Origin of the sequence: Corallococcus praedator (genome assembly GCF_003612125.1) — a bacterium.
GTDB classification, from domain to species: Bacteria; Myxococcota; Myxococcia; order Myxococcales; family Myxococcaceae; genus Corallococcus; species Corallococcus praedator.
In genome coordinates, this window is the sequence record NZ_RAWI01000917.1 from 1 (window position 1) to 472 (window position 472).

Annotated in this window: 1 protein-coding gene; it reads right to left on the reverse strand. The window is 69.9% G+C overall.

Going from position 1 to position 472, the window contains the following annotated elements; translation table 11 throughout:
- Positions 1-316 (reverse strand): hypothetical protein (locus D7Y13_RS42400; protein WP_147452686.1); only part of this gene is annotated, 316 nt, incomplete at its 3' end.
- Positions 317-472: the final 156 nt, after the last annotated feature.

The window sequence follows — 472 nt, forward strand, 5'->3', positions numbered from 1 at the left end:
GAGGCACGAGCTGGAGGGGAAGCAGGAACAGCATCGGGACGAAGACGAGCTGCGTCGCGACGGCCAGACCCGGGCCGACCTCGAAGTCGACGTTGTAGGCGAGGGCATAGGCGCCGACGAGCGCCAGCACCAGCAAGGGCGAGGCCGTCGCCGTGGAGTCGTAGAGGAGCAGCAGTGCCGCGGCGACGACGAGGAAGACGCCGCCGTCGGCCACGCTCGCCCAGAGTGCGCGGCCGCCGAGCCGCGCCGGGCGGCGCGCCCGCGTGTCCTCGAGCAGGACCTCGGTGGCGGGATCGAACTCGGCCGTGCTGCTCACGAAGTGGGTATCGGAACGGCCGAAACCGCGCGTTCACTCGAACGAGGGATTCGGAGATCTAGCCGTTCCTTCACCCCTGCGGGGGATTGTCTCCCGCGCGCTCGCGAGGACACTGCGAACTCGGCGGCGGACAAAGGGAGAGGGCGAGTTCATGGG